Source organism: Gilliamella sp. BG3, assembly GCF_046635605.1.
GTDB lineage: Bacteria > Pseudomonadota > Gammaproteobacteria > Enterobacterales > Orbaceae > Gilliamella > Gilliamella bombi.
Map to the genome: position 1 here is coordinate 17,526 of NZ_JBIDFE010000013.1, position 25,281 is coordinate 42,806.

Below are 25,281 nucleotides of genomic sequence, written 5' to 3' on the forward strand. Positions count from 1 at the left end.
TATCGTTTGCTATAGGCAACTATAATAATTGTTATATTGAGATATAAAACAATTTTACTAAATGTAATTGAGTGATGTTAAAGTTATGATTGAAAAACTGTGGTATGGTAAAAATCGTTTATTTTGGTTATTCATACCATTTTCCTTATTATATGGTTTAATTGCTATTTTCCGTCGCTTTTTATATCAAGTTGGTATTTTAAAATCTTGGCGATCTCCTGTACCTGTTATTGTTATTGGCAACTTATCTGTTGGTGGTAACGGTAAAACGCCACTAGTTATTAGTTTAATTGAATCGTTAAAACAAAAAGGATTACAGGTTGGAGTCGTTTCACGAGGATATGGAGGCAAAGCTGATAACTATCCGCTTATTTTAGATAATACAACCACAACCGAACAAGCAGGTGATGAACCTGTGCTTATTTATCAACGTACTAGTGTACCTATTGCTGTCTCACCTTATCGCTCTGAGGCTGTTCAAGCGTTATTAAAGCACTACCAATTAGATGTTATTTTGACTGATGATGGTTTACAACATTATGCTTTAGCGCGTGATATTGAAGTGGTGGTGATTGATGGAAAGCGCCTATTTGGTAATGGATGGTGGATGCCGGCAGGGCCAATGCGAGAGCGTGAAAGTCGGTTAAAATCGGTTGATCTTATTGTCATCAATGGTGATAGTGTAAATAATTTAGCGCAGCAGTATCCTAATAAAACCTTTACTATGCAATTAATGCCCCTGTATGCAGTGAATTTACTTACTCAAGAAAAAAGAGCGTTATCTTCGTTGTCAAATATATGTGCTATTGCTGGTATTAGTAATCCAAAACGTTTTTTTGATATGTTAAGTAAATTGCAAGCGGATGTGGTTGAAACCGTTTCTTTTGCCGATCATCAAAAATTTACTTTACCGTTGTTAAACAATGTTGCACGTAATAAACAAACACTTTTAATGACTGAAAAAGATGCAGTTAAATGTAGACAATTTGCTCAACAAAATTGGTGGTATCTGCCCATCGATGCGGTAATACCTGTGCAAGTTATTGATCAAATCTGTTTATTACTAGCTGAGACAAAATCCAAAGAGAAGAAAAAATGAAAGATATCCTATTAAACGCACTTGCTTGTCCTAAATGCCATGGTCAATTGCAATATAATGCTACTAATCAGCAGTTAATTTGTCATACAGATAATTTAGTTTATACAGTTAAAGATAATATTCCGGTGTTGTTAGAATGTGAAGCTAAACCACTTAACCAATCTGAATGTATTCAAGAATAAATAATAAGGTCTTAATTATGAACTTTTCGGTTATTATTCCCGCTAGGTATGCTTCGAGCCGTTTACCTGGTAAGCCACTAGCGGATATTCATGGTAAACCAATGATTGTTCGTGTGATGGAGCAAGCAAAAAAATCATCAGCCAATCGAGTGATTATTGCCACAGATCATCAACAAGTTTATGAGGTAGTCAAGGAGTATGGTGGTGAAGTCATTCTGACAAGTGATAAGCATAATTCTGGTACAGAAAGACTGGCAGAGGTGATAAATACTTATCAGTTTACTGATGATGAAGTTATTGTTAATGTACAAGGGGATGAACCTTTAATACCGCCAGTCATTATTAATCAAGTGGCTGAAAATTTAGTGCAATATAAAACAGGAATGGCAACGTTAGCAGTGCCAATTGATTCTGTTGAAGAAGCATTTAATACTGGTGCAGTTAAAGTTGTGACAGATAAAGATGGTTATGCGCTTTATTTTTCTCGTGCAACCATTCCTTGGGAACGCGATCGTTTTGCGAAATCAGCTGAACAGTTAAAACCATCGAGTATCGGTGATTTTTATCTCCGCCATATTGGTATTTATGCTTACCGTGCTGGCTTTATTCGTCAATATATTAAATGGGCACCATCAATGCTTGAACAAATTGAAATGTTAGAGCAATTAAGAGTACTTTGGTACGGTGAAAAAATTCATGTCGCTGTGGCAAAACAACCTCCTGCAATTGGTGTCGACACTTTCGAAGATTTAGAAAAAGTAAGAGCGTTATTTAAGGAGTAAGCAATGGCAAACTTTACTGGCTTTAGCCAAGCTGGACTTAATTTTTTACAAGACGCTTGGATTAAAAACAGCAAACCGTGGTTTGAAGAGCATCGTGCTATTTATGATAACGATTTAGTTAAACCGTTTAGGCTTTTGGTTGAACAATTAACACCAGAGATGCTCAAAATTGATGAGTGGTTTGAAACTCGTCCTGCTATTGGTAAAACGATTTCACGTATACATCGAGATACTCGTTTTTCAAATGATAAATCACTTTATCGTAGCCGATTATGGTTGACATTTAAACGACCAAATAAAGATTGGAAAGAAGCGCCCGCTTACTTTTTTGAAATTAGCCCAAGCAGTTATCAATATGGGCTAGGCTATTATTGTTCATCAAAACAAACAATGGATATCTTTCGAGACGAAATTCTTAACGATACTAAGAAATTTTTAGCAATGATACGTTGCGTCAAAAAACCATTTGAGCTTGTTGGCGAAAGTTATAAACGCCCATTAATTAAAGAGCAGGACGAAAAAGTTGCAACCTGGTATAACCGAAAAAATATTGCGGTTATGGTGACAAGTAATCATATTGAGGATGTGTTAAATAGCGATTTACCCGATAAACTAATTAAAGGTTTTAAACAGTTAGTTCCACTTTATGATTATTTAATGCGGGTAGAAATGATTAAAAATATACCGACTCTTTAGCTTTGTTGAGTCGGTGTTTAATATTAAATATTAGGAAAATTCAATATAATTTCTTTAATACCATTAATTATGAATTGAGTTCCAACACAAACTAATAAAAAGCCCATAATTCTTGAAGTGGCTTCAATGCCACTTTTCCCCATAAAGCGCATTATGCTACCTGCACTGCGCATGCAAAACCAAAGGATAATACATAACAATAAAGGCACTAAAATCGAAGCAGTATAAACAACCCAAGTTGAAACGTCATAACCTCCACTTTTTACTGTTGATGACATGCTTATTATCATTGCTATAGTTCCGGGTCCTGCTGTACTTGGCATAGCGAGAGGAACAAAAGCGATATTATTTGAGATCTCTTGCTTTTTTGCATCTGCTTCAAGAGTTTTGTGTGATGGTTGTTGTGGAAATAACATTCTAAAACCAATAACGCCAACAATCATGCCACCAGCAATACGTAATCCGGGAATCGATATGCCAAATGTGCTCATCACTAGTTGCCCACAATAAAACGATACAACCATAATTATAAACACATAAATACAGGTCAATTTTGATTGGTAATTCCGCTCTTCATTGGTCATATCGCCCGATAGACCTAATAACAGTACCACAGTGGTTAAAGGATTCGTTAAAGGAATAAATAAAATTAAACCAAAGCCGACAGTTTGTATAAGTTCCAACATAGATTTATTTTAAATCCAACAAAATTTGCAGCTAAGTATAATTGAAATAAACAGAAAATGATATATGGAGGTAGTTGTAATTCGGTATCGGATTTTATTACCATGTTTGAAAAAATTGTAGGCACTACACTGATAATTATAGGTCTAATATTAGTAGAAATAATGTCAAGCGTGAATGATTTTTATGCATTAGTAGATAAAATGTAATATTAGATTAAGGTTTGAAAGGAGTAATATTCGACTCCTTTCATTAAATCAAATTGAACTTTTAATACTTAAAATGGAATATCGTCATCAAAATCCATTGGTGGCTCTGGTGTTGCTGCTGGTTGCGCTGGTGTATTTTGCGTTAGAGGACGAGAAGGAGCCACTGGTGCAGATGAAGAATTATTAGCACTTTGTCCCCAATTTTGTGAACCATCGCCCATGTTTTCACCACCATTGCGTGTTGCTAAAATTTGTAAAGTACCACCAATTGGGTTGACTACAACTTCAGTTGTGTAACGATCTTGTCCTGACTGATCTTGCCATTTTCGAGTTTGTAATTGCCCTTCAATATAAATTTGGGAACCTTTTTTTAAGTATTCGCCAGCAATTTCAGCTAATTTACCGAATATAACAACGCGATGCCATTCAGTACGTTCACGGTATTCATTTGTTTGTTTATCTTTCCATGATTCTGATGTTGCAATGCTAATATTAGCAACTGCATTACCATTAGACATATAACGAACTTCGGGATCTTGACCTAAATTACCAACTAAAATGACTTTATTTATTCCTCTATTGGCCATTATTAACTCCTAAACATGACATAAGTATTTTAAGCTGCATATTGTAACATGAGACTGTAGTAATATCAGCGAATTTAATTTAATAATGGAATTTTTCTCCCATTTTATAAAGATATAGAAAGATTGGTTTAAACATAGGAATTTGCTGCCATAGCGAGTATAATGCCAAGCATTTGTTAATGTGATGTTCTAAAAGATTTTTCCTATAGGAGGCCTTATGATTAATGCGTTTGGATTAAAAAACAAACAATTAGTAAAAATTAATGAAGGCGATATAAATAATGCAACTTGGATTGATTTAATTGAGCCAGAAGAAGCTGATCGAGATTTTGTTTTAACACATTTAGGACAAAACTTAGCAACTAGTATTGAACTTGACGATATTGAAGCGTCAGCTCGTTTTTTTGAAGATAACGAAGGTTTACACGTCCACTCTTTCTTTTTTTATGAAGATGCAGAAGATCGTGCAGGCAACTCAACAGTAGCTTTTACAGTGCATAATGGTCGTTTGTTTACACTACGTGAGCGAGATTTACCAGCATTTCGTTTGTATCGCATGCGATCGCGCTATCAAGGAATGAACGATGGAAATCCTTATGAAGTATTACTTGATTTATTTGAAGTTAAAGTTGAACAGTTAGCAGATCAAATTGAAAATATCTACAGTGAACTCGAAGAATTAAGTTTAATTATTATGGATCGTTCAGCTCAAGAGCATTACGATGAAGCTATTACCTCGTTGGCTGAACTTGAAGATACCGCGTGGAAAGTTCGTCTTTGTTTGATGGATAGCCAACGTGCAGTTAATTATTTAGTTCGCCGAGCAAAGATGCCAGTAGATCAACTAGAACAAGCTCGTGAAGTTATTCGCGATATTGAATCGCTTGTTCCACATAATGAGTCATTATTCCAAAAAGTAAACTTTTTAATGCAAGCTGCAACTAGTTTTATCAATATTGAACAGAGCCGAATTATCAAAATTTTCTCGGTTGTATCTGTTGTGTTTTTACCCCCAACGGTAGTTGCTTCAGCTTATGGTATGAATTTTGAATTTATGCCAGAATTAAAATGGGAATATGGTTATCCTTTTTCATTACTATTAATGTTGCTAGCAGGTGTTGCTCCTTATATTTATTTTAAACTTAAAAAGTGGTTGTAGATTTATTGATTTAAATTGAGTTTTTATTCGATAGTTTTTTAATATATTAGATGAAATTCTTATCGTACTAACTGCTTAGGATAATTTAATATAAATAATTATTAATATCAGCAATATACTTTCATCGAGTGATGGGTAAAACTTAATATTTTAACTGAAAGAATTAATTTATCATAAAGGAAGTAACATGAATCAATATGCACTGGTCACCGATATCGGTGGAACTAATGCTCGATTTGCGCTTTATAATTTGGCTACAAATGAGCTATCAGCAATAACTAAAGTTCTTATTGCAAAGGATGATGTATTGCTAAAATTAATTAAGAATTACTTACAAGCCCAATCGGTTACCGTTAAAATGGCTTGTATTGCAATTGCCTGTCCGATTAATGACGAAGATATAATTAGTATGACAAACAATGATTTGTCGTTTTCACGATCTGAATTAGTTAAGGAACTTAATCTTGAAAAACTAGAAGTAATTAATGATTTTACAGCAGTATCAACTTCAATTCCTAAATTATCTAAACAAGATCTTGTTCAGATTGGTGGTGATGAACCTGATTTAGATTATCCAATTGCAATTTATGGTGCAGGTACAGGACTTGGAGTGTCACATTTAATTAAAGTAAATGGACGTTGGATTAGTTTGTCAGGAGAAGGGGGGCATACAGAGCTTCCAATGATAAGTGATGATGAAGACCGTATTTTAGTGCAACTTCGCAAAAAATTTGGGCGTGTTTCTACCGAGCGGTTTTTATCAGGCAATGGTATTGTTAATATTTATCAAGCGTTGTTACAAATTAATAATCAACCAGTAATAGAGATTACACCCGACATTATTGTTGAGAAAGCGCTATCTAAAAGTTGTCCACTTTGCTTGCAAACTTTAACCTATTTTTGTACTTTTATGGGGCGTTTTGGTGGTAATTTGGCATTAACACTTAATACACAAGGTGGCGTTTATATTGCTGGGGGTATTGTGCCACGCTTTATCGAATTTTTTAAAACATCTCCATTTAGAGATGCTTTTGAACATAAAGGTCGTATGTCCTATTTAGTCAAAAAAATTCCTGTTTATGTAATAACACATGAAGATCCAGGCTTGTTTGGTGCAGGTGTTTATTTACAAAATTGTCTTAATAAATAGTATTAATGAGTAAAGGTTTTATTTTATGATGTGGTGTTATATTTACCGAAGTACCAAAAAAGAGAACTGCTATCTATATATGGAACATGAAAATGATTTTTCAACGATTCCTGAAAAAGTAATGTCTATTTTTGGTTCACCTGTTTTTGTCATGAAAGTATTACTTGACGGTAAACGAAAATTTGTAGTTGGTACCGCCACTGAAATAGAAGAAAAGATTAAAACTGATGGATTTTTCTTACAAATGCTAAAAGAAGATGATTTCAAAGTATGATTGAGCCATTTTGGGAATATAAGACATTAGCTCAGATGAGTGATGAAGAATGGGAACAGCTCTGTGATGGTTGTGGTCAATGTTGCTTAAATAAATTGATGGACGAAGATACAGACGAGATCTTATATACTAATGTTGCTTGTAATTTGCTTGACTCCAATACTTGTCAATGTAAACATTATAATAGACGTTTTGATTATGAACCCGATTGTATCAAGTTGACTCGTGATAACCTCCTTACCATTGAATGGTTACCTTTAACCTGTACCTATCGTTATTTTTCTGAAACAGGACAATTGCCTCATTGGCATCCGCTTATTACGGGTAATAAAAAGCTTATGCATAAGCTGAAGATATCGGTTAAAAATCGGATTGTTTATGAAAAAGATGTGATTTGTTGGGAAGACCATATTATTTAAAATAGGGAGCTACAGCTCCCTTTTGATTTTAATTTAAAGCACAATCCATAAATATCCAAATACATCAACAGCGAGCATATTTAAAAACATTAAAATAAATACAAAAATCATAAATGAGATATCAATCATTCCAAGCGGTGGCACAATACGGCGAATTGGTGCTATAAGTGGTTCAGTTAACTGAGCAAGTAATTCATCCGCGTTTGATTGTCCACGGCTAACCCAACTTAGAATTGCTCGAAATAGTAATAACCAGAATAATAAATGCCCAAATGCATGAGCTATGACAGCAATAGCATAAAGCAGGTATTTACTAGTCCAAATTGATTCATTAATCATTCCATAGTAGGAAATAAAAATAATTTTAATGACGGCAACAAAATATAAAAGAACCCATGTAGCGGTATCAATTTGCTTAATAGATGGGATGACTTTGCGTAATGGACCGATAATAGGTTGAGTTATTCGTACGATAAATTGGGTAAATGGGTTATAGAAATTTACACGCACACGCTGCATCCATAAACGCAAAATTAAAACATAGAGACATACCGTTAAGATGGTATTACCTAGAAAATAAAGCGATGTCATTTAAGACTCCTTAAAATAAACTATTCGGGCAATATATCACAAATACTGCCTTGCTCCAAAGATCGCTGTACCTATTCGAACCATAGTGCTACCAGCAACAATAGCAGCTTGCATGTCGCCACTCATGCCCATGGATAATGTATCCATAAATGGATAATCAGTTTGTAAAGAACGCAAAAGTTCGTGCATTTTGTTAAAGACGTTTAGTTGTTTGTCAAAATCATTTTCAATTTCTGGGATCGCCATTAATCCACGTAAATTTAAATTGGGTAGTGTTATAATTTGTTTTGCTAAATCAGAAACTTGTTCAGGCTCAACCCCAGACTTGCTGGCTTCTTTACTAATATTAACTTGAATAAGTACATTTAAGTTTTCCATATTAGCTGGGCGCTGATCATTTAAACGTTGAGCAATTTTAAATCTATCAATGGTATGCATCCAATCAAAGTGTTCGGCGACTAATTTGCTTTTGTTCGATTGTAATGGACCAATAAAATGCCAAGTTAATAAAGTATTGGGGAGAGTTTGTTTAAAATACTGGATTTTTTCAACGCCTTCTTGAACATAGTTTTCACCAAAAGATAGTTGACCTGCATCTATCGCTTGTTTGATTAAGGTTACTGGCTTTGTTTTACTGACCGCAATAAGTTCGATTGTATTGGGATCTCGTTCGCATTTTTTTGCTATTTCTTGAATTGTGTTTTTTATAGTAAGTAAATTGTCACGTACTGTATTCATGTTAATTCCCAATTAATAAACTAATAGGTAAAATATAATGTTAAAATCGATGTTGTCGCTTAGTGTAACGCAAAAAGCATCCGATTTGCATCTTTCAAGTGGTGAAGTTGCACGCATTCGCATTAATGGACAATTACAGTGTGTATCAAACGAAAAGTTATCGCCGTTAGATTTAGAATCTGAACTATTGGCGTTACTTAATGAATCACAAAAATTACAATTACAGCAAGATAAACAAATTGATTTAGCCTATCAATCTCCTGAAATAGGTCGCTTTAGAGTCAATATTTTTTATCAACAGCGTGGTATTTCGGCAGTGTTTCGAATGATTAAAAAACAGATTCCAGATCTAGATGAAATAGGTGCGCCCGAGGTTTTTAAAAAGCTAATAACGCACGAAAGTGGTATTATTTTAGTGACAGGTGCTACAGGAAGTGGTAAATCAACGACGCTTGCATCATTAATTGAATATATTAACTCAACTCAATCCAAACACATTATTACTTTAGAAGACCCCATTGAGTTTATTTATCATAATCAACATTCATTAATTCAACAAAGAGAGCTTACAAATTTTGACTACGCACTTGATAGCCTTTTAAGGCAAGATCCTGACATAATATTACTTGGGGAATTACGTAATAAAAAATCTATCCAAACTGCATTAACAGTAGCTGAAACAGGGCATTTAGTTTTTGCTACGTTACATACATGTTCTGCTATTCAAAGCATTAATCGTATTATTGATGTATTTGATGAAAATTCGCGTAACTTTATTCGCACACAATTATCAAATAATTTAAGAGCAATTATCAGTCAAAAGCTAATATTAACAAAAAATGGGCGTAAAGCGTTGTTTGAAGTGCTTATCAATACTCCTGCTGTCAGTAATTTAATTAATGAAGGCAAAATTAAACAAATTATTTCCCTTATGCAGACGGGGCGACAACATGGTATGCAAATTATTACGGATCAATAATTACTGAAATTGAAATAATCTTTAATCATAAACTAATTTTATTTATTTACCTGTGACTACAAACGAATGGCAAAGCGGAAAGAGTGATAAAAACTTTGAATTGAGATATGACATAATCAGCAAATATTTATCGATTTAAAAGATAGAATGCAAAATCTTAAGCGATTTCGGGAAAAGCACCTTATGAGTTTTTAGAGGGTTTTTAACCACAAAGTATAAACACCTCAGTGTTTTTCTAAAATTTACATTTCTTTACAAAAAATTCCGCCAAAAAACTAGCCAACAATTTTTTAAATGGTTATACTTTTATCGCTATAGGAAAACAAGCTTATTAAACAAGCAAATAATTATAAAAATATAAATAAAACAAATAATTACTTGACAGGTAAACCATAATGCATTATCATTTTAGACACCAGACACCAGACACCAGCACTGGCAAACCTATGTATTAAATTTATCAAATAATCCTATTCGACGAGTTTTTACACAAAACTTATTTATATCTTCGAAATTATCGCTCAAATCACCTAAAACAGCTTTGCTAGTATTAGCATTGTTATTATTGTCATCGTCATGGGATGTACAGGCGAATGGTAAAAAAGCTCGAGCGAGTAATCGTAGTGATGCAATAATAATACCGTCGGCAGTTATCAATTATGTAAGGCCAAATCTATTTTGGGGTAATGGTAAATACGCAGGTCCAGCTGACATATGGAATCAGAATAAAGGCTTTTTAGTTCAATCAGTCAATCCTGAATCATATAATCAAAATTTCCCGACCACGGGTGCATATAATTTATATTTTGATTTACTCATAACAGGAATAGAACCAGAAGAATTGACATGGGAACCAGTCACGCATGAGGGAATTACTGCAACAGTGACAAATGTTGTAGCTCGTGAATGGTGGATTCCTTATGAGGACTTGGGACAAGTTGTAGCTCGCGTTAAGCTAACAGGTCCAGAGGCAAGAAATCAATGGGATAATCCGAATCCTAGACGAATTACTGTACCAAGGTTACCGCAGACGTTTGAGTTAGTGGGTAGGGATAGAGATGGCGTTGAAGTAGTAAAATATGGATTTGTATTAAGGCAATGGTTCGTCAGTCGGTGGCAAGATCTGTGGGGGGATATATTTTCTAATCAAACAAAATGGTGTAATAGTTTGAGTTATCGCCTTCCGCAGGTAAGAGATTTAACCAATGCAAAGTGTGGTATGTACACGAGTTTCCCCTGTATAAATGGCATAGATAATGTCACGTCATCATCATCTGATAACATTCACCAACGAAGAATAGGTAATGGATTTTTTACTGAGTGGGGCCCCATAACCTATTATGCTGATGCGGGATTCGCCAACACCTACTTTTGGACGAGTGATGTGGGAGCATACAGAGGTGATCAGTTCCTTGTTAGCTCGGGCGGTGGCAGCGTCATCAGCAGCGGTGCCTCCTACCGTTACTATACTGTTTGCACCGCGCCTTAGTTTTTAGCGTTTATTTCTTAATCATTAGGACGCAGAAGGTGCTTATGGTGTGAGAGGATAATCTAACAAAAGAATAAAGCCACGGCGCAAGTTGGGCGCTGAGCAGGCAAAGCTAGCACTTTAATGACTAAAAGCCAAAACAACGCCCGACCAATACAATTTTAAAGCTTGTGTATTTGTTATTAACTAGCTGTTATTAACAAGTTGTTATTAAATAGCTATTATCAAATAACAAAAGCGCTTTTCTTAAAAAGCCAAATTCAACGTAATAAAAAACTAGCCTATAAACGGTTGATTTTATTTAAAAATAAAAAATTAAATAAAATAAATAGTCTACCTGAGATATTTTAGAGCAAAAAACACGCTTATAGCACCACAATATTAATAAGCTTGACTTATCAAAGCGCCAAAATATACCGATAACAAAGTAAAGCTAGCACGCCCAACTGAGCTGTTGGGCGTGTTTGTGTTTTAGATGTTATCACCAATATTAATCATTCCACAAAAGTTAAAAAATCCTAAAACTAACATATATTTTAATTAGAAAATTCACCTATCTATAAAACCGAATCGTTTTCATCTTTACATTTCTTTACAAAAAAGTCCGCCAAAAAACTAGCCAACTATTTCTTAAACGGCTATACTTTAATCGCTTTAGAAAGATAAGCTTATTAAATAAGCGAATAATTATAAAAATCGAAATAAAACAAAATATTACTTGACAGGTGGAACAAAATGCAGTACTATTTTAGGCACAAGGCACAAGGCACTGGCAAACCTATGTCTTAAATTTATCAAATAATCCTATTCGATGTGTTTTTACACAAAACTCCATTATATCATCGAAATTATTCACAAAATTATTTTCAAAAATCCCATTGGCATTAGCACCGTTGTTGTTATTGCCGTACTCATTAGAATCACAGGCATTATCGGCCACGACTTCTGAGCGCATTCACGGTACTGAGCCTTATTTAACGTTTGATAGTGGCAGAACCAAAGCAATTTCATTTAAAGATTTATTAGATATTAAGTTATCGGATGGTACCAATATTACACCTACGACTAATACATCATCATTTTCAAACCCAATCGTATTACCAAATGACAGTGATACTTTCGCTAATGTTGATATGATAGTCCCCCCATTTATTAACACAGTGAGTTTAAATGACTTGGTGATAACTCGTAACTTTTGGCAAGATGATGATGGTGATGGTAATGTCACTGTAAAAGGGGATATCACGCTGAGTATCACGGATAAAAATAACCAAACGGTTAATCGTAATGATACTTTAGATATTTGTAATGCGCCTTATAAAGTGGAGTTAAGTAGTACAGGTGGTAGTTTAAGAACGCAATACGGAGTACCAGATATTAGCACTTTTACAGAAGGTAGCGCAGTGTATTACATTAGTCCAAATCTACCACCTAAAATTTGCTATGCCAAGCCTAATCTGAAATATGGTACAAATTCGTGGACAGATTTTCGCGGTCCTGCTGAGATGTGGGATTCAGATAGAGGTTTTATCCCCCAGTCTATCTATCCTACATCTTATAATCGTAACTTTCCAACCACAGCATCTAATGGTTTATTCTTTGATTTGGAGATAGGTGGGGCAAATCAATTAACTTGGCCGACAGTGACAAAAGGGGGGATTACAGCTACTATGACTAATGTAAGTCGATTTAATGTCCGTGTTACGCTAACAGGTCCAACAGCAACCGAAACTCAACAGCAAGCTACAAATCCAAGTCAACTTAGAAAACCGACCTTACCACAATCATTTGAGTTAGTTGGCTACGATAATAGTGGTAGCGCAGTAGTAAAATATGGGTTTGAATTACAGAAGTGGCTTGTTAATCGTGGAGAAACTCGTGATACCTCTTTTAATACAGCAAATTGGTGTAATAGCTTAGGTTATCGGCTTATAAAGGTAAATGATGTCACCAATGCAATTTGTTCAGGTGCGGGTGTCAGTTCAATTCGTTGGTGTCAAGGTTCAGTAGCCGCCACACCTCCTTCAGTTGGTGATCATTATCAGCGTCGAATTGGTGCTGGTTTTTTTAGTGAGTGGGGTTATATGGGCGATTATCCTGGAACGGGATTTCCGTATAATGACTATTATTGGACAAGTGATGTTGCCGTAGGAGTTGGTCAGTTTGCTGTTGCTCCTGATATTGGGCACATAGGTAGCTATGAGCTTCCTCATCTTATCTATGGTTTGTGTATTACCCCTTAGGTATCGTTAATCTTTTCAACTCGATCTAGATTATGAGATAATTAAGGTTAAGAAAAAAATAAAAGCCACTCCAATATAAGTGGTTGAGAGCCAACAAAGTTGGCAATCTATGCGCTTTTGCAGCTAAAAGCAAGAGCGCTTTTCTAGATAAAATACAATCTCCCAATAAAATAGAACCTAGCTTATAAGTAATTAATTTAAATAAAAACATTGAAATAATAACTTTAATAAAACCAATATTCCACTTGAACAATTTTGAGAAAAATAAACGCTCGCAATATTGCCATAATATCGTAAAGTCCATATGATTGCTTTATCCTAGTACTAAAATGTCCCTTCAACTAAAGTAGGTTGTTAGTAGGCTAATTAGGGATTGATGAATTTGGTTTTATTAGGTAGATAGAAATTGGTACAAATTTAAATATTTTACAAGGCGAAGATAGTTTAAAAAAGGTGAATATTATGGCTGAGACGAGCAACTTTAAGTCGGCTACATTTTTCAGCCAATCCACTATAACTATTCTTACTAAACACCCTTTGCTAAAAGGTCAAAGGTAGTACATAATATGTGGTTAAAATTTAGATAAAAATAATTAGTAATAAGAATTATTGTTTATGGGGTGGAAAATGGGGTTAGTAAAGCATTTAGTTGTATTTAGCCTGCTGTTAGCATTAGCTGGTTGTGATAATAAAGACGCTGAACAAAACACACGCGCTGAACAGGCAGAAACGCAATCAGAAACAAAAGTTATTGATAATAATACAACCGCTGATATTAGCAATCCTAGTGATGACAACGATATCGTACAAGATGAATCGTCAAAACTAGCCTTTAACCCCACACCAGAATTAGTTGAAAAATATCACGGTAAAGAATTAACTGTTATTGATAGTTCAGAGGTCATTATTGATGGTTCAAGTACTTTAGTTATTACCTTTTCGGTTCCTTTAAATCCTAAACTCAATTTTTCTAATTTGCTTCGTTTAGTTGATCGCCAAACGGGTAATGTTGACGGAGCTTGGGAGTTGTCGGATAACGGATTAGAATTAAGACATCGCTATCTTGAACCAAATCGTCAATTAGATCTCACCATTGATAAGATGTTAGCAGGCATTAATGGCAGTAATTTAGGTTGGGTTTATCAAACTAACATTAAAACCCAAGATCGTAAGCCAATGGTTGGGTTTGCTAGTAGTGGCTATTTGTTGCCAAGCAAATCAATGAGCGGTTTGCCTGTGGTTACTCTTAACGTTGATAAGGTTGATGTTAACTTTTTTAGAATTAAGCCTGAAAAGCTGTCCGATTTTATTGCTGGTTATGGTTTTATTAAACAATTATCAAGTTGGGACTCTAAGGATTTTCAACAGTTTGCTGATTTAGTTTATACGTCTCGCTTTGATTTAAATCCAAAACGTAATTCGCAAGAAACAGTATTACTTAATTTATCGTCCATTTCACCATTGCAACAAGAGGGTGCTTATTTTGCGGTGATGAGTAAAGCGGGTAGCTATGATTATTCAAATCCTGCGTCTTTATTTTTTGTCAGTAATATTGGCGTTTCGGTGCGTGATTATCATTATGGTTATTTGACGATCATGACGCATGCTTTAGATGATGGTAAACCGCTTTCAGACATTGATGTATCGGTGTTATGTAGAAAAGGAGAGCGTGATAGCAATAAGGGCTGTAGAACGATTTCAACAAAAACCGATGAAAACGGTTATGCCGATGTAATGTTGCCAGATGATATGGAATATGCCTTGCTGACAGCAAGCGATGGCAAGCAAATTTCTTTGGTTGATTTGGAACATGGTGCGTTGAATTTAAGCGAATATAATTTAACGGGATCTCCTTTCTATCAAAAACAATTATTTGCTTTTGGTTCTCGTGATTTATATCGTCCAAAAGAGACAGTTTATTTTAATGCACTTTTGCGTGATACCGATGGTCAGCCATTTCCTGCTCAACCGATTGTGGTTGATGTTATGTCGCCCGATAATTTAGTGGTTGACAATTTTACGGTTAAAGAAAATGAAGATTCAAGCGGTTTGTATCAATGGAAATATGTCATTCCAGCAAGTGCGGCAACGGGTAAATGGGCGTTTCGTTTTCATGTAGGTAATATTGATTACCATTATGCTTATTTTAATGTGGAAGAGTTTTTGCCAGAACGTATGGGGATGGAAATTACAACCGCATCAACTAATCCGATTCAGTTTGATAAACATATCAATTTTGATGTTAAAGGTTGGTACCTTTATGGTGCTCCAGCCGCAGGAAATACGTTAGATGGTCATATTTATCTTAAAAAAGTTGATTCGATTCCTCAACTTGCCGATTATAACATTGGTGATGTAACTAACAGTAATAAGGTTAGTCAACTTGATAATGTTGAGACGACTTTAGATAAAAACGGAAATGCGCAAGTAGTAGTTGATACAAGCAATTGGGGTAAATTGAGTTCGCCAGTTAATGTGGTTTTACAGGCAAGTTTGCTTGATTCTGGCGGTCGCCCTGTGACTCGTTATGCAAGCCAAGCGATTTGGCCAAGCGTTCAAATGCCAGCTGTGCGGGCGTTGTTTTCTCAATTGCCTTATTATGATTGGTCGACAGATCGCTATGAAAAAAGCCCAACGGTTGATAAAGGCGATAATGCTGAGTTTGAAGTCGCTTATGTTGACGTTGAGGGCAATAAATTAGCAACAAAGAATTTAAAGGCAAGGATTGTTCGTGAGCGTCGTAATTACTATTGGAGCTGGTCTAGCGATTCAGGATGGCATCAAGAGTACAATTCGAGTGAATTTGTTGTGCAAGAGCAACCGCTTTCTATTGCTGAAAATGGTATAGCTAAAGTTTCTTATCAAACCAATGATTATGGTTTTTATCGTATTGAGGTGGTTGATACTAAAAGTAATGTGATAAGTAGTATACGTTTTAGAAGTGGTTATAATTGGGAAGATAATACCAACGGTACTAATTCTGTTCGCCCTGATCAGGTTAAATTAAGTCTTGATAAGACGGCTTATGCAGTCGGTGATACCGCAAAAATTCATGTTCAAGCTCCTGTTGCTGGTTCTGGTTATATTTCGCTTGAAACTAATGACGGTATATTGTGGAAGAAAAATATTACCATTGATGATAATGGTCTTGATGTTGATATTCCAATTGAAAACTGGGAACGTCATGATATTTATATTAATGCGATGATTATTCGTCCATCAACCGATGCCACAGTGCAGACAATTAAGCGAGCTATTGGTTTGCTTTATCTACCAATTGATACTTCAGATCGTCAATTAAATGTCAATATCGAAGCACCGAAAAAGACAGAGCCTGAAAAAACCATTCCAATAAAAATTAAATTGGATAAAAAATCAATCCAAAAAGATCGTAAGGTAACGGTGTTGGTTTCGGCTGTGGATTCTGGCGTGTTGAATATTACCAATTTTGTTACCCCTGATCCTTATAGTGCGTTTTTAGGTCGTAAACGTTATAACGTCGATATTTATGATGTTTATGGTAAGTTGATTGAAGGTAAAGGTCGTAATGTCAATGTGAGCTTTGGTGGTGATGCAATGCTTGGTGCTAGCGCTAACGGCAAAAAACCATCAAATGATGTCAATATTGTGGCTCAGCAATTGCAAACCATTAAGCTAAATGATGATGGCGAGGGCGTTGTTGAGCTTGATTTGCCTGATTTTAATGGTGAATTGCGCATAATGGCACAAGCGTGGGATGATACACGTTTTGGTAAGGCTGAACAAACTATGCTAGTTGCCTCGCCAGTCGTTGCTGAGCTATCTACACCTCGCTTTTTATCGGGTGGTGATCAGGCTACCTTGGCACTAGATCTAAATAATCTAACCGAAAAAACGCAAACAATGCAGATTGAGGTGTCTACTGATGGTTTGGTTCATCAAGATTCATCTAAAGTAACAACATTAACATTAAATAGTAAGCAAAGACAGATTATTCAAGTGCCAATCATGGCCGATTATGGCTATGGGAAAGGTTCTGTTACCATTAATGTTAAGGGTATTTTGTTAGAAGATGGTTCTGAGTATCAGATCAAACGATCTTGGAACATTGGCGTTAGACCTGGTTATTCCGCAACTACACAATATTATTCCATGGCAATAAATGGCGGTGAAAGTTGGTCGTTGCCAGAAGGTAGTCTTGTTGACATGATTGATAATACCGTTGAGGGTAAATTAATTGTATCAAATCAGCCTCCGCTTAATATTGCTCAGTATATTAAAGAGTTATTTGCTTATCCATATGGTTGTTTAGAACAAACTGTTAGTGGTTTAATGCCATCGTTATATGCAAACCAAGAGCAGCTTTCTGCATTGGGGATTAAAACTGAATCAGATGACAAACGACGTGAAAAAGTACAACTAGGTATTTCGCGAATTTTATCAATGCAACGTAATAATGGTAGTTTTGGTTTATGGAGTAAAGACAGTGCCGAGGAATATTGGTTAACGGTGTATGCAACTGATTTTTTAATCCAAGCAAGTGAGCGTGGTTATAATGTCAATAATAAAGCGCTTGATGCCGCAATTACCCGCATTAGCCAATATACTTATGATGCCAATGCATTTAATGGGTTACAAAGCTACTATGATAATTCACAAGCAAGCAATTATACGCAATTTGCAACTAAAGCTTATGCTTTAGCTGTGTTGGCAAGGCAAAATAAAATCACTGTGCCTATGCGTAATGAAATTAATCGGATGTATCAACAGATCACTGAAAGTGATTTTAAAGTATTGTCACCATTACCAGTTGCTCAGTTAGCGCTTTCCGCCAAGCTGGCTGGTTTTGATAATATCTATAATAATTTGATGCCTCGAGTATTTACAACAAGTTATGATAATCGCTATTCTTGGTTAGGCGAATATGGTAGTGCTATTCGTGATAATGCATTAGTTTTATCTTTATTGGTAGAAAATAATTTAAGTGTTGATAAGCAAGCTGATTATTTAATTCAGTTATCTGATTTGCTTAATGATACTCGTTATTTTTCAACTCAGGAACTTAACGCATTATTTGTGGCTGGCTGGTCATTAGAACAACATAAATCTTCACATAAATTTAATGTGGTGCTCAACGAGCAGTCAAATGAGGTTGATTCGACTTTATCACGCTCTTTTGATTTTGCTAATTTAGCCAATAGATTAACGATTTCTAATCCAGAAAATGCACAACCACTTTATATTAAATTTACCGTATCAGGCTATGGCAAGAAAGCACCTGCACCAACGAGTGATGAAAATGTTTTAACTATCAATCGTTCTTATTACGATTTGAAAGGTAACAAAATTCAACCTCATCACTTGAAAGTGGGTGATTTAGTGGTGGTATTATTGGATGTTAGAGCACATAAAGAAGTCGTTCACGATGCGTTAATTGTTGATTTTTTACCTGCTGGACTTGAGTTAGAAAATCAAAATCTCACAAATAGTAGTGTGAGTCTACAGGCAATACCGGAAATTGCCAATTTGTTGAAAGATGAAGATAGCAATGATATTAAATATCAAGAATTCCGTGATGATAGATATGTTGCAGCTGTTGATATTAATCACTATGTGAGCGATGGTACTTATCGATCGCAGGTTGCTTATTTGGCTAGAGCTGTGACGGCTGGTAATTATATGATTCCATACCCTTATGTTGAATCTATGTATCGCCCCGATCGGTTTGCAATTGGTCAATCAATTGACTTAATGTCTATTGTTGAGCGCAATGTAGAGCCCAATGAACCTAAACAACAATAGCTAGTATGTATCAATTAAATTTGATTTTTAAAATGTAAACAAATTGATTATCCGCTAACAATTGTTAGCGGCATCTATTTATACTGAAACATATTATACCGAAACATAGTGTTACCTGAAACTTTTTGACAAAATGAAAAAGCACCTACTTAAAATTCTGGCTTTCTTATTTTTTTCTATCCTTTTGTTATTAGGTAGTTTTTTTGTTGCCGATCACTTTTATCCTTTATCAATAACAAAAAATAAAACGACACAAACAATTCTTGCGCAAGATGGTACGCCTCTGTGGCGATTTGCTGATGAAAATGGTGTTTGGCGGTATCCTATCAAGTTAGATGAAGTTCCCAATGATTACCTAGATGTGTTATTAAATTATGAAGACCGCTATTTTTATGATCATTTTGGTATTAATCCTGCCTCTTTATTGAGAGCAGCTTGGCAAAATATCACCAATAAAAGAATTATTTCAGGTGGTAGTACTATTTCGATGCAGGTTGCAAGGTTACTTTATCCACACGATCGCTCCATGGCAGGAAAGTTACAACAAATATTTCGAACACTACAACTTGAATTACATTTTACAAAAGATGAAATTTTAACTTTATATATTAATCGAGCCCCATTTGGCGGGACAATCGAAGGCTTAGGGGCTGCTAGTTGGTCATATTTTGGTAAAGAGCCCAAAGCGTTAACACGTAGTGAGGCGGTTTTATTGGCCGTATTGCCACAAGCACCCAGTCGTTTGCGTCCTGATAGGTACCCCGAACGAGCCAAACAAGCACGCGACAAAGTTCTAGCAAGATTGGCCCAATATCAGGTATGGTCATCTGATATTATAGAGCAAGTTAGAAAAGAAGAAGTATGGGTTTACCCACGTAAAAAGCCACAATTAGCTCCTTTATTAGCTCGAAGGTTAAGTCAACAATATCCTGATGTTGATATTATTCGATCAAATATCGATCTCTCTCTTCAATACAGCCTTGAAGATATTGCTGCTAATCGTAAAAATCAGTTACCTCCCAAAAACTCACTAGCTATTTTAGTTGTCGATCATACGGATATGTCCGTAAAAGGCTATGTTGGGTCGGTTGATTTTAACGATAAAGAGCGATTCGGTCAGGTTGATATGATAAGTTCGCTTCGATCTCCTGGATCGACATTAAAGCCTTTTATGTATGCTTTAGCGATTGATGACGGCATGATTCATTCTGAATCGTTATTGCAAGATACACCTAGAATCAGTTCTGATTATCGACCTACGAATTTTGATGAAGATTTTTATGGACCAATCAGTGCCTCAGATGCATTAAAGAATTCATTAAACTTACCTGCTGTTGAGTTAATTGAGCTTTATGGACCAAAACGATTTGCTGGCAAGCTGTTTAGTATTGGCTTATCGCTTCAATCTAAAGGTAATGATCCTAATATATCGTATATTTTGGGTGGTGCGTCGTTAAGAATGGATAATTTAGTTAGCGCATATAGTGCCTTTGCTCGTCATGGGCAAGTAAGTCCTTTACGATTTACGCAAGCAGATCCCTTACTAAGCAAGCCATTTATTAGCGATGGAAGTGCATGGATCACAAGACAGATGCTAGTTAATAATTATCAGCTTGCCTATAAAACAGGCACTAGCTATGGATATCGTGATGCATGGGCGATTGGGATCAATCCTCGCTATTTGATTGGCATTTGGGTCGGTCGTCCTGATGGAACGCCCGTTGTTGGTCAATATGGCAGTATTACAGCGGTGCCGATACTACAACAAGTTAACACGTTATTATTAAATAAAGAGCGACGAATAAATCGCCCACTTCCCTTAGTAACTAAACCGACAACAGTAACCTTAGAAAAAATTTGTTGGCCATCAGGACAAAAGTTACCTGCAACTGATGAAAACTGCCACCGTCAAAAAAATGCATGGGTATTAAATAATATGATACCTCCAACACTTGATACTCTAACGGCACTTAATAATAATATTTATCGTTCAGGGTGGGTGACTATTTGGGTAAATGATGCCGGCAAACGTGTGTCAGCAGACTGTAGCAATGCACATAAAAAACAGGTTGCACTTTGGCCAATAGCTTTAGAAAATTGGCTACTACCCAAAGAACGTCGACAATCGCTAATTCCTGAAGTTGATAATCATTGCCCAGTGTTTGGTAAAGATATCTTTTTGCCACTCAATATTATTGGGCTGCAAGATAAGCAATTGGTAAAACGATTACCTGGGCAGCAAGATGTCACTATCGATCTAACTCCACAAGGTGGTGTTGGTGACAAATGGTGGTTTTTAGATGGTCAACTTATTGAGAAAACGTATGGCGATCAAAAGGTAGCTTTGACAGTTACTCATAAAGGTTTACATCATCTATTTTTATTAGATCAAAGTGGACAAATTTCACGAATGACATTTACCCTTGATTAAACCAATAAGGAGCAAACCTATGGCTATTGAAAGAACCTTATCTATCATCAAACCTAATGCCGTTAAAAAACAATTGATTGGTGAAATTGAAACCCGTATTAGCCAAGCAAAACTTAACATTATTGCCTTAAAAATGCTTAGATTAACAAAAGAACAGGCAGAAGGATTTTATGCTGAGCACCAAGGTAAATCATTTTTTGATAAGTTGGTTAAATTTATGATATCTGGGCCGATAGTTGTTCAGATTCTCGAAGGCGATAATGCTATTAAGCGTTATCGAGAATTGATGGGACCAACTGATTTATCTAAAGCAGCCACAGGCACTTTACGAGCTGATTTTGCTGACAGTATGACTGAAAATGCCGTACATGGCTCAGATTCTCTAGCCACGGCTGAAAAAGAAATTGCTTATTTTTTTGTTGATAGCGAGATAGTAGGGTAAATCAATATTATTAAATAAATCAAAATAGTGATATAAGCTGTTTTAGCTTGTATTAGTTTTTTTAATGTCATTAATCGAAAGCTACTACATATAACTTTAAGTTATAACCATGTGAGTATTTGTTATTTATTTATTCGATTCTTTGTTGCTAGACTTTAACGGTACATAACATAACCTTGATTGAGGGAGAATCAGAATGAAATTGTTGACTAAATCACTAGCTGTTGTTGCATTAGTAAGTAGTTTGTTAGGTGCAAATTCTGCTTATGCAGATCGCCTTGATGATATTGAGAAACGAGGAGAAATAAAAATAGCGGTATTTGATAGTAATCCGCCATTTGGTTATATTGACGAAAAGACAAATAAAATTGTTGGTCTTGACGTTGATTATGCCAACGAGATAGCAAAAGCATTAAAGGTTAATGTTGAGCTAGTTCCGACTAATCCGGCCAATCGAATTCCGTTATTAACATCCCAAAAAGCCGATTTAATTGTAGCTAATTTTACCGTTACTGATGAAAGAGCAAAAACTGTTGATTTTAGTCTTCCTTATTTTGCGACTGGTCAGAAATTTGTAGCAAAAAAAGGAGTATTGAAATCAGCAGATAATTTGAAAAATCTTCGTATTGGTGCCGATAAAGGTACAGTTATGGAAATTACATTGCGAGAAAAATACCCAACAGCTAAAGTAATTTCTTATGATGATACACCATTTGCGTTTGCAGCGTTACGTAATGGTGTTGTGCAGGCAATTACTCAAGATGATGCAAAATTAATCGGCCTATTAGCGAATTTACCAGAAGAACAACGAGCTGTATTTGAAATTTCACCATTTAGTATTACTCAAGAATATCAAGCTGTTGGTATACCAAAAGGGGAAGATCGCTTGAAAGAAAAAGTGAATCAAATTTTGTTAACACTAGAAAAAGATGGTGAAGCATTAACGATTTATAATCGTTGGTTTGGACCTGAAACTGCATCAGCGATGCCTCGTGGTGATTTTAAAATTGGTAAAGGTCAGTAGTTATGTATGAGCAATTACTTGAGCCTCGTTATTTGTGGTGGTTATGGGATGGTTTTTTAGTTACGTTAGCTATCTCATTGCTAACCATTATATTTTCAACATCACTAGGTTTTTTGCTGGTTATTGCTCAACAAAGTCGAATTAAATTCATTCAAGTTATAGTAATGGGGTATAACGCAATTTTTCGTTATTCTCCGTTATTGCCTCAACTCTTTTTTTGGTATTTTGGTGTGGGTAATTTATTACCAATAGAATTTAAATTATGGTTATTTGACGAACCGCAAATCCAGTTGCTGTTTTTTTCACTGAAAATGCCATCATTTGAATTTATAATCGGTTTAGTTGGTTTAACTTGTTATTCCAGTGCTTTTATTGCCGAAGAATTTAGAGCGGGTATAGCTGGTGTAAGTCGGGGGCAAGAACAGGCTTCATTGGCATTAGGTTTAACTTGGTGGCAAAGTATGCGATTTATTATTTTGCCACAAAGTTTTCGTATTGCATTTCCGCCTTTAATTGGCCAGTACATGAATATTATAAAAAATTCGTCGTTAACAATGGCTATTGGTGTGTTAGAACTTTCTTATGTATCGCGTCAAGTTGAAACCGAATCATTAAAAACCTTTCAAGATTTTGCTATTGCAACTTTATTATATATTTTGGCGATAGTGATTGTTGGAACTTTGGGTAATATTTATCAAGTAAAACGATTGCAAATAGGTAAGGTGTAATCATTTATGGAGCTTAAAGGTTTAGAGGTTATTTACCACAATTTCAGTTATATGATGTGGGGAAATTTTCCCGGAGGAATTTTTTTAACGCTGTTAATGAGTTTTGCCGCAATTATATTTTCAAGTTTTTTGGGTATTCTTGCTGGAGTCGGGTTGACTGTTTTAAAAGGAGTTATGCGTTATTTTTTAGTTGGTATACTTGGTTTTTTAAGAGCTATTCCTGTCATTATGCTTATTTTCTGGACTTACTTTCTTCTACCTGTGTTACTTAGTGTAGATGTGCCAGCAATTGCAACGGTAATATTTGCATTATCCTTGATAGGAGCTGCATACATTGGACATTCAGTTCATGCAGGTATGATTGCTGTGGCTAAAGAACAATGGCAAGCGGCGTTTTCATTAGGCTTAACTAAAAAGCAAGTTATTATATTTATCATATTACCACAAGCCCTTAAAATGATGTTGCCGTCTTTTGTAAATCAATGGGTATCACTGATTAAAGATACTTCACTGGCTTATATTGTTGGAGTAGCGGAATTTACTTTTATTGCAACCCAAATTAATAATCGTAGTATGATTTATCCAACAGAAATCTTTCTATTTGTTATAGTTGTTTATTTTATCATCTGCGCCTCGCTTGATTTTGCGGTTACGTTTTTCTCAAAACGCCAATTATTTTGCTTTAAATAAAACAATATTCTCATAGAGTATATGGGGGATTTCACTATTTACTTGAATAACGTTCTCTTAATTTATTCATGTAAAATTCGATTGAATCTTTAGCTTTGGGATGTGTTTCAATATAGCTATTAAATATTATTTGTATAAGTCAAAAAAATGTGGAAGATATATTATTGAATTTTCATGATCACTAATCTTAAAAGATGCATTTTTAAATGTACTAGCTTAAATTAAATCTGAGCTACTACAACTGATTTCTTGAAGAGCAAGTCCCTTCTCATTGCTCATTTTTTAAAGCGATAATAATTATCTCGATTATATCCTATGACTTTACAGGCTTATTGTGCGTACTAAGTTGCTGGTTAATTCTAAAAGCCATAATTTAGGTTTAATGATTTTTCTGTTTGATTCAATTATGACACTCCTAGTTACGTTATAAAATAACGCAAATGTCAGATTAAAACTATTCTTATGAGGTATAGAAACCCAGTTTATTTATATATTTTATGAAAGAGGATAATTCAATGAATTTTCTCATTGTGTTCTAAAATAGAAAAAAAGCACCTTATATTAAGGTACTTTTTATATTATAAAATGTTAAATAATAGAAGATTAACTCATTCCATATTGTTTTAATTTTTTGCGAAGTGTACCGCGGTTGATACCAAGCATATTTGCTGCTCGAGTTTGATTGCCGCGTGTATATTGCATAACCATATCAAGGAATGGATGTTCAACTTCAGCTAACACTAATTCATAAAGATCTGTCGGATCTTCACCATTTAATTGTGATAAATAGTTTTTTAAAGCTTGCTTCACTGAATCACGCAATGGCTTTTGTGTTATTTGGTCTTGAGAATTTACAGTTGTAAATTTAAGTGCTGCAGCTGTAACGCGTTGTTCTGACATAGTA

General features: G+C 35.2%; 22 protein-coding genes and 1 pseudogene. 17 read left to right on the forward strand and 6 right to left on the reverse strand.

Going from position 1 to position 25,281, the window contains the following annotated elements:
• The first annotated feature begins 85 nt into the window (after window positions 1–85).
• From lpxK to ACGH6S_RS07365, 4 genes are read left to right on the forward strand one after another with little or no spacing between them, the layout of a single operon-like run.
• Window positions 86–1,099 (forward strand): tetraacyldisaccharide 4'-kinase, encoded by a 1,014-nt coding sequence (gene lpxK, locus ACGH6S_RS07350; RefSeq protein WP_174799372.1) that lies wholly within the window; start codon window positions 86–88, stop codon window positions 1,097–1,099.
• The gene (locus ACGH6S_RS07355; protein ID WP_065560220.1) at window positions 1,096–1,281 is read left to right on the forward strand and encodes a Trm112 family protein; all 186 of its coding nucleotides are present in this window, start codon (window positions 1,096–1,098) and stop codon (window positions 1,279–1,281) included. Before lpxK ends, ACGH6S_RS07355 begins: the two co-directional genes overlap by 4 nt.
• A gap of 17 nt (window positions 1,282–1,298) precedes the next feature.
• A complete protein-coding gene (kdsB, locus tag ACGH6S_RS07360) occupies window positions 1,299–2,063 on the forward strand; it encodes a 3-deoxy-manno-octulosonate cytidylyltransferase (RefSeq protein WP_174799373.1) in 765 nt (254 codons plus the stop codon).
• A 3-nt stretch (window positions 2,064–2,066) separates the two neighbouring features.
• Window positions 2,067–2,759, forward strand: a complete 693-nt coding sequence (locus tag ACGH6S_RS07365; RefSeq protein ID WP_174799374.1) for a DUF2461 domain-containing protein — start codon at window positions 2,067–2,069, stop codon at window positions 2,757–2,759.
• A 23-nt stretch (window positions 2,760–2,782) separates the two neighbouring features.
• On the opposite strand, the gene ACGH6S_RS07370 is transcribed toward ACGH6S_RS07365, so the two are convergent.
• Window positions 2,783–3,445: a MarC family NAAT transporter gene (locus ACGH6S_RS07370; protein WP_174799375.1), complete on the reverse strand. Its 663-nt coding sequence runs from the start codon at window positions 3,443–3,445 to the stop codon at window positions 2,783–2,785.
• 275 nt (window positions 3,446–3,720) lie between these two features.
• Entirely contained in the window at window positions 3,721–4,239 is a 519-nt protein-coding gene (locus ACGH6S_RS07375; RefSeq protein WP_065589243.1) for a single-stranded DNA-binding protein, read from the reverse strand.
• A gap of 217 nt (window positions 4,240–4,456) precedes the next feature.
• Here ACGH6S_RS07375 and corA point away from each other — a divergent pair, with 217 nt between their 5' ends.
• The 4 genes from corA (at window position 4,457) to ACGH6S_RS07395 (ending at window position 7,241) form a co-directional block, all read left to right on the forward strand.
• Window positions 4,457–5,398, forward strand: a complete 942-nt coding sequence (corA, locus tag ACGH6S_RS07380) for a magnesium/cobalt transporter CorA (protein ID WP_034912903.1) — start codon at window positions 4,457–4,459, stop codon at window positions 5,396–5,398.
• Window positions 5,399–5,585: 187 nt separating this feature from the next.
• On the forward strand, window positions 5,586–6,548 hold the full coding sequence (locus ACGH6S_RS07385; protein WP_065589242.1) for a glucokinase: 963 nt from the start codon (window positions 5,586–5,588) through the stop codon (window positions 6,546–6,548).
• 25 nt (window positions 6,549–6,573) lie between these two features.
• On the forward strand, window positions 6,574–6,822 hold the full coding sequence (locus tag ACGH6S_RS07390; protein ID WP_081296761.1) for a YcgL domain-containing protein: 249 nt from the start codon (window positions 6,574–6,576) through the stop codon (window positions 6,820–6,822).
• Window positions 6,819–7,241 (forward strand): YcgN family cysteine cluster protein, encoded by a 423-nt coding sequence (locus tag ACGH6S_RS07395; RefSeq protein ID WP_034912894.1) that lies wholly within the window; start codon window positions 6,819–6,821, stop codon window positions 7,239–7,241. The genes ACGH6S_RS07390 and ACGH6S_RS07395 overlap by 4 nt, the downstream gene beginning before the upstream one ends.
• Window positions 7,242–7,274: 33 nt before the next feature.
• Here ACGH6S_RS07395 and ACGH6S_RS07400 read toward each other — a convergent pair whose 3' ends face one another.
• Together ACGH6S_RS07400 and ACGH6S_RS07405 are read right to left on the reverse strand one after the other, a co-directional pair.
• Complete coding sequence (locus tag ACGH6S_RS07400; RefSeq protein WP_174799376.1) at window positions 7,275–7,832, reverse strand: YggT family protein; 558 nt, start codon at window positions 7,830–7,832, stop codon at window positions 7,275–7,277.
• A 36-nt stretch (window positions 7,833–7,868) separates the two neighbouring features.
• Complete coding sequence (locus tag ACGH6S_RS07405; RefSeq protein WP_174799377.1) at window positions 7,869–8,570, reverse strand: YggS family pyridoxal phosphate-dependent enzyme; 702 nt, start codon at window positions 8,568–8,570, stop codon at window positions 7,869–7,871.
• A 37-nt stretch (window positions 8,571–8,607) separates the two neighbouring features.
• On the opposite strand from ACGH6S_RS07405, the gene ACGH6S_RS07410 reads away from it, so the two are divergent.
• The 9 genes from ACGH6S_RS07410 (at window position 8,608) to ACGH6S_RS07450 (ending at window position 24,377) form a co-directional block, all read left to right on the forward strand.
• The gene (locus ACGH6S_RS07410) at window positions 8,608–9,549 is read left to right on the forward strand and encodes a type IV pilus twitching motility protein PilT (RefSeq protein WP_085163951.1); all 942 of its coding nucleotides are present in this window, start codon (window positions 8,608–8,610) and stop codon (window positions 9,547–9,549) included.
• Between the two features lie 565 nt (window positions 9,550–10,114).
• On the forward strand, window positions 10,115–11,038 hold the full coding sequence (locus ACGH6S_RS07415) for a hypothetical protein (protein WP_411579493.1): 924 nt from the start codon (window positions 10,115–10,117) through the stop codon (window positions 11,036–11,038).
• 878 nt (window positions 11,039–11,916) lie between these two features.
• Window positions 11,917–13,281 (forward strand): hypothetical protein, encoded by a 1,365-nt coding sequence (locus ACGH6S_RS07420; RefSeq protein ID WP_411578575.1) that lies wholly within the window; start codon window positions 11,917–11,919, stop codon window positions 13,279–13,281.
• 627 nt (window positions 13,282–13,908) lie between these two features.
• Window positions 13,909–19,062, forward strand: coding sequence for an alpha-2-macroglobulin family protein (locus ACGH6S_RS07425; RefSeq protein WP_296300028.1), 5,154 nt, complete (start codon window positions 13,909–13,911; stop codon window positions 19,060–19,062).
• A 133-nt stretch (window positions 19,063–19,195) separates the two neighbouring features.
• Window positions 19,196–21,493 (forward strand): penicillin-binding protein 1C, encoded by a 2,298-nt coding sequence (gene pbpC / locus ACGH6S_RS07430; RefSeq protein ID WP_411578576.1) that lies wholly within the window; start codon window positions 19,196–19,198, stop codon window positions 21,491–21,493.
• Between the two features lie 19 nt (window positions 21,494–21,512).
• Window positions 21,513–21,935 (forward strand): nucleoside-diphosphate kinase, encoded by a 423-nt coding sequence (gene ndk, locus ACGH6S_RS07435; protein WP_085163956.1) that lies wholly within the window; start codon window positions 21,513–21,515, stop codon window positions 21,933–21,935.
• 190 nt (window positions 21,936–22,125) lie between these two features.
• Window positions 22,126–22,959, forward strand: a complete 834-nt coding sequence (locus ACGH6S_RS07440; protein ID WP_370738293.1) for an ABC transporter substrate-binding protein — start codon at window positions 22,126–22,128, stop codon at window positions 22,957–22,959.
• 2 nt (window positions 22,960–22,961) lie between these two features.
• Window positions 22,962–23,687 carry an amino acid ABC transporter permease gene (locus ACGH6S_RS07445; RefSeq protein ID WP_085163958.1) on the forward strand — a complete coding sequence of 242 codons (726 nt, stop codon included), beginning with the start codon at window positions 22,962–22,964 and terminating at the stop codon, window positions 23,685–23,687.
• 6 nt (window positions 23,688–23,693) lie between these two features.
• Complete coding sequence (locus ACGH6S_RS07450) at window positions 23,694–24,377, forward strand: amino acid ABC transporter permease (RefSeq protein WP_065589688.1); 684 nt, start codon at window positions 23,694–23,696, stop codon at window positions 24,375–24,377.
• A gap of 278 nt (window positions 24,378–24,655) precedes the next feature.
• On the opposite strand, the pseudogene ACGH6S_RS07455 reads toward ACGH6S_RS07450, so the two are convergent.
• Window positions 24,656–24,782, reverse strand: a pseudogene (locus tag ACGH6S_RS07455) (IS481 family transposase); the annotation flags it as partial.
• Between the two features lie 198 nt (window positions 24,783–24,980).
• Entirely contained in the window at window positions 24,981–25,277 is a 297-nt protein-coding gene (fis, locus tag ACGH6S_RS07460) for a DNA-binding transcriptional regulator Fis (protein ID WP_034883623.1), read from the reverse strand.
• Window positions 25,278–25,281: the final 4 nt, after the last annotated feature.